The following is a 10500-nucleotide window of genomic DNA, read 5'->3' as shown; positions in this document are numbered from 1 at the left end:
CCACGATGAGCAGATCGCGGCCCTCGATGCGACCCTCGCCCTCCTGACCGGTGCCGCTCCTTTCATCGGTGATCTTGAGGATATGCCCGGCGGCCTCGCGGCCTCGGAGGTCTATGCGATCGAGGACACCAACCCCTATGCCGGTCGCCTCTTCGGCGACGCGCGGGTCACCATCGAGGAGATGATCATCGAGACCGCCCGACGCTACGGCGGGCATCCCGCGCTCGCCAGCGCCGGAATCAACCCGGTCGAATTCCGCTGCTGGTTCCAGGGGCTGATCAAACAGGAAAGCGGCTTCTCCATCGGGGCCAAGAGCCCGGCCGCCGCCTTCGGGCTGACCCAGATCATCCCGGGCACCGCAGAGTACCTCGGCATCTATCCGGCCTACTACGACGATCCGCAACTCCAGCTTGACGGCGGCGCGCGCTATCTCCTTGAACAACTCGACCGCTTCGGCTCGATGCCGCTGGCACTTGCCGCCTACAACGCCGGGCCGGGTGCGGTCCAGGAGTATGGCGGCATCCCGCCCTACCGTGAAACGCAGGACTACGTCGTCCGGGTCACCGCGAATTACAACGCCTATGCCGCGCGGATCGAAGGCGTCGACACGGTCGGCACACTCGATCCGGCCGATATGGTCATGGCGGAAAGCTCCAACATCGCCGATGCGGGGCTCCACTACGGCATGCATTCGAGCCTGATCCTCACCGGGTCGATGACTCGGTTGAAGGAGATCATCGCCCGCATCCCGACCACGGCCTCGACCAAGGAGGCGATGGACCTCAACAGCTATGCAAGGGCCGAGGTGACCCGGATCGCCTATGTCCTCCAGCACCTCGCCGCCGTGAGGGTGAAGGTCGAGCAGGCCCGCTACGCGCTCCTCCTCCAAGCCTATGCCGAAGATGAACTGTTCCTTGTCGTGAAGGATTGACCCCATGCGCCGCGCACTTCTTGTTGCCGCCCTCCTGATCTCCACTGCCGCCGCTCCCGGCCCGTCCCTCGCCCAGGGTGTGCCGACCATCGACACGACGAACCTCGCAAAGATCGTCGAGGTCCTGGCCGAGGCGAAGCTGCAGTTGCGCGAGATGATCGCGCAGAACCTCAAGCTCGATGACCAGATCCTGAAACAGCTCGAACAGATCAAGCTTCTGAGCGATCAGCTGGTAGCCTTGCGGCAAAGCCTCGACATCCTGAAGCTTGAGTTCGACCCGGAAACCTTCCTCCGCGACATCCTGCCCGACTTCTCCGAACTCACCGCTGCCCTCGACGCCGCCAAGTCCGGGGACTGGGAGTCAGTCCTGACCTCGGGAACGGTTCGCGGCGGGCCGGTCAGCGCTCATGTCGACCGCTTCTTCGAGGATGCAGGCCTCGACCGCACAACTGTCGACGGGCTCGCCGCGAGCGAGGACCCCGCCGCGGCGCGCATCGGCACCGCGGCCAACACCGCCGCCTTCCTGTCCGTCGCTGCCGAAGCCTCAGCCGAGGATGCGAGCGCGAGCCTCAAACGCGTGGACCGGCTCATCGCCACGATCCCCGAGACCGACGGGCTCAAGGAAGCCATCGATCTCAACACACGCGTGACGGCGGAACTTGCCATCGCACTGGCCAACATCTGGTCGATGGAGGCGGCCCAGGTCGTCGGCATGGGCGAGGCCGGGGTGATGGACGCCGCCACCGCCGCTGAGGAGCGAAAGTTCATCAAGGTGCTTGGGGAGGAGTGATGGCGGGGAGGTTTGCCGGGACGAGGGAAGGACGCTTGCTGGTCGTCGCGGGGCTGCTGGCGCTTGGCGTTGCGCTGGTTGTGCCCGCAGTTGCCGAGACGCAGGAGGACGACTTCCTCAAGGTGGCGCCTCTGCCAGACGGAATCGGCGCGGTTGAACCTATCCCAGGCGCGGTGAATGTCCAGTTTCAGGATTGTGAGGCGGTCTGGCCGGACGGCTACCGCGCTTGGCGCACCGAAAGCATCGCAACCGAAGGCCATGCGGCACTCGGCGACATCTACGGCTGGCTGCGCACGAAAGGTGCGTTCGAAGCTCGTGCCTGCGATTGCGCCGCCAAAGTCGCACCTTGGGATCAGGTCGAGGTCATCTATGCCGCGCTCAAATCCCGGTATGGTCAGGTCCTCCTGAAACACACCGCCGTTTACGAAGATCAGGCGCGTCAGTATCGCGCTGCTGTCGAGCGAATGTGCGGGGGTCCCTTCTGATGGACCTCGTGTCCGAAATGCTCGGCATGCTGGATGGCGCGATCTCGACTGCGGGGCGCACCTTCTTCGAGACGACCGCCGCCTCGGTCGGGCCGCTCTACACCGCCTTCCTCACGATCCTCCTGGTCCTCGTCGGCATCAACGCCGCCCTGAACGTCTACACGATCTCGATGCGCGACGCCGTCCAGCTCTCGGTGCGGATCGTGCTTGTCCTGATCTTCGGTCTCTCCTGGTCCAATTTCTCGGCGCTATATGACGCGCTCTCCTCCGGCACGGGCAATCTCGCGCTCTCCTATTTTGGCGTCACCGGTGATGCGCTGGCCGAGGGCGACACCTATACCGCGATGGACGGCTTCGCGCTCAAGATGGCGGAGAACGTCGATGCGGTGAGCCAGGCACAGGGCTCGATCATGCGCGGCGTGGTTGCTGCACTTCTGTATGGCGTGCTCGCCCTCCTGATGGCGGCCTATGTCCTGATCGTCGCCTTCGCCAAGATCATGATCGCCTTTCTCCTGGGCCTCGCGCCCTTCGCGATCCTGGCCACGATCTTCGAGCGCACGAAGAACCTCTTCGAGGCCTGGGCCTCCGCCCTTCTCGGCTATCTCCTCTATCCGATCGCGGCCGCGGCCATCATCGGCACGGTGATCACGGTCGCGAACCAAGTGCATCGCGATGCGGAGGAGGTATCGAACATCGGCGCGATCGTGGGCTTCCTCGTGATGTGCTTCGTCGGCTTCTTCGCGCTCCGCGCCATCCCGCAGGCTGCGGCGAACATCACCGGCCAGATCAACCTCGCCCATATCGCTCCGGAAGCTCTGCGCGTGACCGCACGTCCCCTGACCCGCGCCGGCGAGTTTGCCGCTCCGCGGGCGCGCGAGTTCACCTCCGGCGCCATCTACGGAAAAACCTCCGGTCTCGCTGAGCGCGAGCGCGACCGATCCTACGCCGATCTCGGCCGTGCCACGCGGATGCGGCTCGAGAGCCTGATCAAGGCGCGCGGCTGATACAACCCCTTACACCAACGAGTCCCGATGACCACTGAGCGATCCGATGCCCTGCACAACCACGCCCCAAGGACGCTCCTTGAGGAGGAAATGGCCTTCGGCATCAAGCGCCGCGAGCGCTTCGCCTGGACGATTGCCTTCGGGGGTACTCTGATCGGGCTGCTCGGGATCACGGCCGTCGTACTTCTGCTGCCGCTGAAAGAAACCGAGGCCTTCCTCACCATCGTCGACAAGGACACAGGCGTCGCGGAACGGGTCGTCTCGGTCGAGCGCGCCGGGATCGATCAGGCGGAAGGCATCAAGCAGGCACTCCTTTACTCCTATGTCATCGACCGCGAGACCTTCGATGCCCACGACAACGAGGCACGCATCCTGCATGTCTATACGATGTCGGTCGAGGCGGCGCGGACTTCGCTGACTGAGCTCTGGTCCGAGGCGAACCCGAACTACCCGCCGAATGTCTATGGGGCGAATTCGAAGGCGACGGTCGAGATCACCTCGATCACTCCCAGTACCGAGACGACCTATCAGGTTCGATACGTGAAGACGCTGCTCCGCACCGGCGATCCGCCGCGGGAGGGCAAGTTCTACGCCACCGTCACCTTCCGCTTCAGCCCGTCGCGCCAGAGCGCGATCGAACTCGTCTGGGAGAACCCGACCGGGTTCCTCGTGACCGACTACCGCGTTACCGCGGAAACCTTCGAGGCCGCAAATTGATGAATGCCCCCTGCCCCACTCGCCCGCATTGCGTCCGCCGTACCTCTCTTGCCGCGACAGCTCTCGCGGCCCTCCTCCTCTTCCCGGGACTTCTTCTTGCCGAAACCGCCCCCTCCCCCGGTGCCCATGATGTCCGCGTGACCTATGCGACCTATCACGAGGGCCAGGTCTACCGCATCCGCACGCGGCTGAAGACGGTGACGCTGGTCGAGCTTGGGGATGGCGAGCGTATCCAGTCGGTGGCGATCGGCGATCTCGAGAGCTTCAAGGTCGACAAGCTCGAACGCCCGAACCTCTTCATCCTGAAACCCGTCGTCGCCGGGGCCGCGACGAACGTGACCGTCGAGACCAACCGCCACATCTACTTTCTTTATGTCCAGGAGGTCTCGCGCGGCGAGCCGATGTATTCGGTCAAGTTCACCGTGCCGGGCGCGCGTGCGGACGCAGCTTCCGAGTTCCCGCCCGGAACACCTCTGACCTACCGCATCCTGAAGCGCCGCGACCTGCCGGACTTCGCGCCGCTCTCGATCGTCGATGACGGGCGGAAGGTCACCTTCACGATCCCACCCGATGCGCCGATGCCGACCGTCTTCCGCGCCGACGCGCGCGGTCGCGAGACCTCGATCAATGCCCGGGTCGATGGCACGCGCATCACCGTGACGAGCCGCTCCGCTCGCTACGTCCTGCGCTACGGCGATGTCTGGCTCTGCATCGAGGGCGAATGAGATGGCAGAGACCCCGGACCAGGAAGCTCGGCTCGCCGCCCGTCTCGAAGCCTTGAAAGGGCCCGGGAAGAAAAGGCGCGGGGTCAATCCATGGGTGCTCTCCGCGGTCACGGGCGTAGCTGGACTTGGGCTCGGGGCGTGGATTGTCGCCTTTGCGCCGGAACCTGGAGCAGAGGAAGGCCTGCCCGCGAGCACCGCGACCGAGTTCCAGGAGGATGCCGGGCTCGACGGGTTCCGCATCCGCGAGGACGAGGCCCCAGCCCTGCCCCAGGTTGCCCCGACGGCGGAGGACCCGGAACTCGCGGCGCTGCGAGCGACGGTCGCGAACCTCCAGGCCGAGATCGCCCGCCTCCGCGCCAATCCAGAAACCGTGACCGTCGCCGACGAGGCTGCTCTCGCGGCTCTCCAGACGCGGATCGATGAGGTCGAGTCGGCCTCGGCTGCCCGCGAGGCCGCGCTGCAGGAGGCCGAGATCGAGAACGAACGCCTGCGTGCGCAGATCGAGGCGGGCGCGCTCCTGGCCGATGAGGAGTCGGCCGCGCGCGAAGCGGCAGCCCGGCGCGAGGAAGAACTCGCGCGCAGGCGCGCCGAGGCCGAGGCGTTGGAAGCTGCCCGGGTCAATTCGGAGATGGTTGCCTTTCGGGACGGGGCCAGCGGCGGCGGCCCTGAGACTGAGGCCGCCCGCGAGGCCTCTGGCAATGCGGCCTTCCTTCGCGAGGGCGCGGGCCGCGCGGAAGTGCGCAGCGCCGAGATCATCGCCAACCCCGGCTCCACCCTCGTCCAGGGCACATTGATCGAGGCGGCCCTCGAGACCGCGATCTCGACCGATCTCGCCGGAAACGTCGTGGCACAGGTCAGCCACGATGTCTGGTCATTCGACATGTCTCGCGTCCTCGTCCCGCGCGGCGCGAAACTCTACGGGCGCTATGACAGTGACACCGATCTCGGCCAGCGGCGCGTCCTCATCGCCTGGGACCGGCTGGTCACCCCGGACGGGCAATCGGTCGCCCTCGCCGCTTATGGCACGGACGCGGTCGGGCGCTCCGGGCTGCCCGGCACGGTCCGGACGCATTTCCTGAAGCGGTTCGGGTCGGCAGCACTCATCTCGATCATCGGTGCGGCACCGGCGGTCGCCGCCGCCCACGTCGAGGATGAGGCGGCGGCGGATGCGGGCGAGGACGTGGGCGACGGCTTCGCCGAAAGCCTCGGCACCGTCCTTGGCGACTATCTGACCATCGCGCCGACGATCTACGTCAACCAGGGTACCGTCGTCCTGATCCGGGTCGATGCGGACATCGAGATGTTCTGAAAGGAGATGGGTCCATGAGCTATCTCGCGACCTATCTCGGCCGGCTCGACCCGGTGCTGCTCGACCCCACTGTCATCGAGGTCGCGATCCTGCCCGACGGCACCGTCTGGGCCGAACGCGCGGGCGACATCCACATGACCCCCGCCCCGAAATCAGCCCTCCCCCGCGAGCAGGTCCGCGATCTCGCGGCCCAGATTGCGAACTCCACCAACAACCGCTTCACCGACACCTCGCCCCTCGTCTCGGCCACCGTCACCTACCAGGGGCTCTCACTGCGTGCCCAGATCGTCGGCGCCCCGGCCTCACCCTCCGGCACCACCCTCTCCTTCCGGGTCTTTCGACCTGAGGTGCAGACCGCGCCCCGCACCTTCGAGTTCCTGCGCCGTGGTGCAGGGAGCAGCGAGGAAGAACTTCGCAAGCTCGTCGCCGAAGTCGTCGAGGCCGGACAGACCGGCAGCGTCGATGATCTCCTGAAACTCCTCGTAGCGCATCGCCTCAACGTCATCGTCTCGGGCAGCACCTCGACCGGCAAGACCGAGCTCGGGCGGCGGTTGCTCGATCTCGTCGATGATGACGAGCGGATCATCACGATCGAGGATTCGCTCGAATTGCGGCCTCGGCAGCGGAATTCGGTGTGTCTGCTCGCTTCCCGGGAGGAAGGGTCGGAGCGGGCCGCGAACCTGCTCCTGCAAGCAACCCTGCGCCTTCGCCCTGATCGGATCATCCTCGGCGAGTTGCGCGGGCTCGAGGCCGCGACCTTCCTCGATGCGATCAACACCGGCCATGCCGGGTCCTTCACCACCATCCACGCCCAGAGCGCCCGCAAGGCCCTCGATCGGCTCGCCCTCCTCGTCATGGCCTCGGGCACACGGCTCGGCTACGCCGAGGTGATCCGCTATCTCGAAGGCTCGATAGATGTGATCGTGCAGATGGGCCGGGACGGGGAAAGGCGCGGGGTCGTGGAGGTCTGGATGCCGGGCGGGGACAGGCCCAAGTCGGTAGCGAAGCAGATGCACACAGATAGTCCCGTCGTCGTACCGGCTTGGGACGAAGACGCTCCTTAAGCAGTTGAGTCCACGGTTTCTGTTCGGCCCAAGCCTATGGGGCCGCACTAAGCTGGCCATTGGGCCAGAACCAACCGTTTTGGCGGCTGCGCGCATCAATAGCTCATCAAAAAGTGATGAATATCTGATTGCCTTACGCACCCACTTCGCCTAACTTGGGCGTGTTGAGCGAACTAGGTTCAACATCCTCCCTGTTGGACTGCTTGTCTTTTTTCCCGGATTGGGACAGCGGTCGACACCAGGTTCACTTTGGCTGCAAGCGTCCAACGCATGCTGCGGTCTTCGTAGGTGTCGACAACTGCTGAAGGTGAACCAGAACGAAAGGCCGCGCTTTCTCTAGGGAGGCGTTCATGGGCCTGAAGGTTAAGTGTGGTGAAGAGTTTTCCGCTACGGTCAAAGTGACGGAAACTGGTACGAGAAGACTGGTTGTGGGAACGGTGTTGACGTTGGGGACTTTCTTCCTCGTCGGTTCCTGCCTCTACAGCCTGTACGTCAAGGACTTTAGCTACATGGCAACGGTGTGGGGCATCCTCGCGCCAATCTATGGGGGCATTGCTGCGTTCTACTTCAGCAGCCAAAAGGCGCACTAAGTGACCAAGACCAAAACTCGACGCGTTCAGATGGATTTGCCGGAAAACTCCTTCAGCCGCCTTGAGCGGCTGAAGGCATCAACCGACGCAAGCTCCTATTCTGTAATAATGAAGGACGCAATTCGAATATTTGAATTCTTGGTCATCGAGCAAGAAGCCGGTTCGCGCTTCTTCATTGAGGATAAAGATGGCGAGAAGCGTCAGATACAACTTTTCATCTAGCGGTTGTGTTTGCGCGTCGTGTTTTCTTCACCGACAAGGACACCAAGCGAGTGGTGAAATGGCGGTCAGGTTTGTTCCAAATCTTCCGGAATGATGACGCCATCATATGCCAGTTCAGAGCGTTAATGCTAGATGTAAACGACTACCTCGCCATCGGCTGGTAATACTTGTCCCTTGAAGCTCTTCCCACGTGACAGACCGTCCTTTTGTCAGGCTGCCTGATTGATTCCGACTCCTCCACGGAGCGGCGCTCCTATACCAAGCCGCGGGACACCATCGAGCCATCCTCACGTTTGCCCAACTGGCTAAAAGTAAGTCGTTTGCGTCTCTCTCGAAATCGACCAACTTTCTCTCTCAGTTGGATCACTCCCGCAGCCTCAAGCCAACGTCCTGTTTCTGCAACCCGACAACCACACCTTGCCCCGGCGCTGCCTCAAGAATCTCTAGAATTCGCTGCCAGGTTCTCTCGATCTGCTCCGGTGATCTCCGCCCTCCAGTACCAAGACAGGTGAACTTCTGCAAATCCCCACTCAGTTCTTCAACATTGAATGTTCCAATGCTCGCCAAATCGGATCGCTCGATACTAGTTTCAACGCAAACAATTCGCGACGCAATCGGTTGAATATTTTCGTTCATCGACAACAAAGTTCCTGGTATTATGGTGTCATTACTCTTGAAGGAATTTAGGTCAAAAACCATCACTTTTGGTCCGGAGTGATACTCCTCACCAATCGCAACAGGAGATGCCTCATGCTCCAAGTGCAGTAATCTTGAGCTTCCATAGCAACTTATTGTCTCACCTAAGCGAACGATTGCCCCCGCCGACCGACGAATCATTTGATCAGAGTCTGGAATATAAAAGGCTTTAAATGCAAAGTGAGACCTTATGGAACCTGGAGATTGAAGAACCAAAAATGACTTTACAATCCGACTAATTCCACCGGATGAAGAATACCGGTAACAAATGTATTTTCTCTCGATAGATCTCTTACCTCTCTGATAGTCTACTTTTGCACTACTGACGTGAAATATTGTCTGCCATAGAGACTCCTGATCAAAGCTGCCAAGCTCCAACATGCCACCAAGATCATGTTGAACTTTATACTTGCCGCGAAAATGATTCCTATATTCTTCAACAGCGTGGGCAAGGTCATTTAGGGAGAATTCAGACTTCGATGTCACCTCAAGCATTCTACTTACTAAAAGCGATACCTCCTGGCATTCACTCTTTATCACATAATGTGAGAAAAACCCCTTTTGCGATGATGCAATACCCAGTAGGAAAAGAACAACGTTAAGGTAGTTGCCACCATCCTTGAATTTCTCCGTCTCTCTTTGCATGAAATGCGATATTGACTGCGTATCACTTAACTGACTCACTTCAGAACCGAAATTCTCAACAAGATAGTCTTGAAAATCGACATAGGACTTGGCGACAGTGGCTATTCCGACCTTCTTCTTCGTGTTTGACATAAGGTAGAAGAGAGCATGGGCGAGGCTGCCGCGTAGCGACGGGTACTCGTTCATCATCTCACCAACTGTAGCCTTCATCCGCCTCCAAGCGTGCACATCCGCCTTTGTGCACTGGCTGAAGATGGGCGAGAACTCCGTCTGGGGCATGCTTGTTACCTGCTTATATTTGAACCTTTCCTCGTTATATCGACTGGTTCGCAGCGTTACAAATATCTTACAAAATCACGCCGACGCCATAGAAGGCGGCAAGATTTACGCGGTTTGCGGAATTGTTAAGCTTGATCTTGCCCCAAGCGCTAGGGGCGCTCGGCCGGGCACTGGATTTTGCGGTTCGCTGGCCCGTCCGAGCTGGTATCCGATAGTCGGATGGGCATCTTTATCACGGCGTGACGCCTTGGGCAAAGGTCCATCCGACTGTTCCTCAGAAACGCTCTGTAGCGTAGAGCTTGATGGAGTAGTCCGATGGACCCCAGCTACTATACTGATAAAAAAGAAGAAGTGACGTCAATTGCAACGCTTGGCGATGTTGCAACCAGTATCACCTGTTCACAGGTGATCGCCAAGGAGGCCTTCCCCGAGGCTTTGCGAGTTGGCACTGATTCTTTCGAGGCCGCCGCCCAGATGGTGAAGGATGGCAAGGTGCGCTTGTTGCTCGTGCCCGGCGCGTACCCTAAAGTCGGCCCGCTTCTCATGGACGAAGACCTGATGCTTGAACGGGTCTTCAAGGCAAAAATTCCCGAACTGGTCTACGGGAACGTGCTGAACGACATTATGGCTCCGGTTGAAACCGTGTACCATCATGCGGCGGTCACGTCGCTGCTTCCGAAGGTTCCGGGCTATCATTGCGGCACCCAGTTCGTTCCGGTCTCGTCAAACGAAGTCGCCTACCAGGCCATGACGACCCATGGTGAACGGGCCGGGTGCGTCACCAACAAGGTGGTTCTCGATCACTTTAAGAAGCCGACGCTCATGACCCTCCGGACGGCACGGGATATGGCTTGGCTGGCGTTCGTAGCCCGGGCAAAGCCCATGGGTCCGCACGCAGCGGAGAGTGGTGAGGCATAAGATGACAAAGCGCATTGCGGTGATCGTCCTGGAAACCCTCAGCGCTGGGGAGGCCGCAAATGTTGCGGCCCTCCTTACCGGCCAGATCGGCAGCAGCTATCCAGACTTCTTCAGCTTGACTCCTG

General features: G+C 61.1%; 12 protein-coding genes. 11 read left to right on the top strand and 1 reads right to left on the bottom strand.

The window, feature by feature from the left end:
• The 10 genes from ACRCSW_RS01350 to ACRCSW_RS01305 all read left to right on the top strand — a co-directional run.
• Positions 1–931 (top strand): lytic transglycosylase domain-containing protein (locus ACRCSW_RS01350; RefSeq protein ID WP_438702202.1); only part of this gene is annotated, 931 nt, incomplete at its 5' end.
• A gap of 4 nt (positions 932–935) precedes the next feature.
• Positions 936–1721, top strand: a complete 786-nt coding sequence (locus ACRCSW_RS01345; RefSeq protein WP_438702201.1) for a type IV secretion system protein — start codon at positions 936–938, stop codon at positions 1719–1721.
• The gene (locus tag ACRCSW_RS01340) at positions 1721–2206 is read left to right on the top strand and encodes a hypothetical protein (RefSeq protein WP_438702200.1); all 486 of its coding nucleotides are present in this window, start codon (positions 1721–1723) and stop codon (positions 2204–2206) included. The genes ACRCSW_RS01345 and ACRCSW_RS01340 overlap by 1 nt, the downstream gene beginning before the upstream one ends.
• Positions 2206–3210, top strand: coding sequence for a type IV secretion system protein (locus tag ACRCSW_RS01335; RefSeq protein ID WP_438702199.1), 1005 nt, complete (start codon positions 2206–2208; stop codon positions 3208–3210). Before ACRCSW_RS01340 ends, ACRCSW_RS01335 begins: the two co-directional genes overlap by 1 nt.
• 27 nt (positions 3211–3237) lie before the next feature.
• Entirely contained in the window at positions 3238–3927 is a 690-nt protein-coding gene (locus ACRCSW_RS01330) for a virB8 family protein (protein WP_438702198.1), read from the top strand.
• Positions 3927–4652 (top strand): TrbG/VirB9 family P-type conjugative transfer protein, encoded by a 726-nt coding sequence (locus ACRCSW_RS01325; protein ID WP_438702197.1) that lies wholly within the window; start codon positions 3927–3929, stop codon positions 4650–4652. Before ACRCSW_RS01330 ends, ACRCSW_RS01325 begins: the two co-directional genes overlap by 1 nt.
• Position 4653: 1 nt before the next feature.
• Complete coding sequence (locus tag ACRCSW_RS01320) at positions 4654–5961, top strand: TrbI/VirB10 family protein (protein ID WP_438702196.1); 1308 nt, start codon at positions 4654–4656, stop codon at positions 5959–5961.
• Positions 5962–5975: 14 nt separating this feature from the next.
• Positions 5976–7025 carry an ATPase, T2SS/T4P/T4SS family gene (locus tag ACRCSW_RS01315; protein WP_438702195.1) on the top strand — a complete coding sequence of 350 codons (1050 nt, stop codon included), beginning with the start codon at positions 5976–5978 and terminating at the stop codon, positions 7023–7025.
• 350 nt (positions 7026–7375) lie between these two features.
• Entirely contained in the window at positions 7376–7615 is a 240-nt protein-coding gene (locus ACRCSW_RS01310; protein WP_438702194.1) for a hypothetical protein, read from the top strand.
• Positions 7616–7837, top strand: a complete 222-nt coding sequence (locus ACRCSW_RS01305) for a hypothetical protein (RefSeq protein ID WP_438702193.1) — start codon at positions 7616–7618, stop codon at positions 7835–7837.
• A 363-nt stretch (positions 7838–8200) separates the two neighbouring features.
• Here the strand turns inward: ACRCSW_RS01305 and ACRCSW_RS01300 are convergent, their stop codons facing one another.
• Positions 8201–9457: a hypothetical protein gene (locus ACRCSW_RS01300; RefSeq protein WP_438702192.1), complete on the bottom strand. Its 1257-nt coding sequence runs from the start codon at positions 9455–9457 to the stop codon at positions 8201–8203.
• Between the two features lie 315 nt (positions 9458–9772).
• On the opposite strand from ACRCSW_RS01300, the gene ACRCSW_RS01295 reads away from it, so the two are divergent.
• The gene (locus ACRCSW_RS01295; protein WP_438702191.1) at positions 9773–10375 is read left to right on the top strand and encodes a hypothetical protein; all 603 of its coding nucleotides are present in this window, start codon (positions 9773–9775) and stop codon (positions 10373–10375) included.
• Positions 10376–10500: the final 125 nt, after the last annotated feature.

The organism is Tabrizicola sp., from assembly GCF_051645465.1.
Classification (GTDB): domain Bacteria; phylum Pseudomonadota; class Alphaproteobacteria; order Rhodobacterales; family Rhodobacteraceae; genus Tabrizicola.
The sequence above is the reverse complement of the archived record's forward strand: the minus strand, read 5'-3'. Positions and strand labels throughout refer to the sequence as shown.

Coding starts and splice junctions, on each gene's coding strand:
- ACRCSW_RS01325 (WP_438702197.1), top strand. CDS start 3,927: ATGAATGCCCCCTGCCCCACTCGCCCGCATTGCGTCCGCCGTACCTCT.
- ACRCSW_RS01345 (WP_438702201.1), top strand. CDS start 936: ATGCGCCGCGCACTTCTTGTTGCCGCCCTCCTGATCTCCACTGCCGCC.
- ACRCSW_RS01340 (WP_438702200.1), top strand. CDS start 1,721: ATGGCGGGGAGGTTTGCCGGGACGAGGGAAGGACGCTTGCTGGTCGTC.
- ACRCSW_RS01300 (WP_438702192.1), bottom strand. CDS start 9,457: ATGCCCCAGACGGAGTTCTCGCCCATCTTCAGCCAGTGCACAAAGGCG.
- ACRCSW_RS01315 (WP_438702195.1), top strand. CDS start 5,976: ATGAGCTATCTCGCGACCTATCTCGGCCGGCTCGACCCGGTGCTGCTC.
- ACRCSW_RS01295 (WP_438702191.1), top strand. CDS start 9,773: ATGGACCCCAGCTACTATACTGATAAAAAAGAAGAAGTGACGTCAATT.
- ACRCSW_RS01330 (WP_438702198.1), top strand. CDS start 3,238: ATGACCACTGAGCGATCCGATGCCCTGCACAACCACGCCCCAAGGACG.
- ACRCSW_RS01320 (WP_438702196.1), top strand. CDS start 4,654: ATGGCAGAGACCCCGGACCAGGAAGCTCGGCTCGCCGCCCGTCTCGAA.
- ACRCSW_RS01310 (WP_438702194.1), top strand. CDS start 7,376: ATGGGCCTGAAGGTTAAGTGTGGTGAAGAGTTTTCCGCTACGGTCAAA.
- ACRCSW_RS01335 (WP_438702199.1), top strand. CDS start 2,206: ATGGACCTCGTGTCCGAAATGCTCGGCATGCTGGATGGCGCGATCTCG.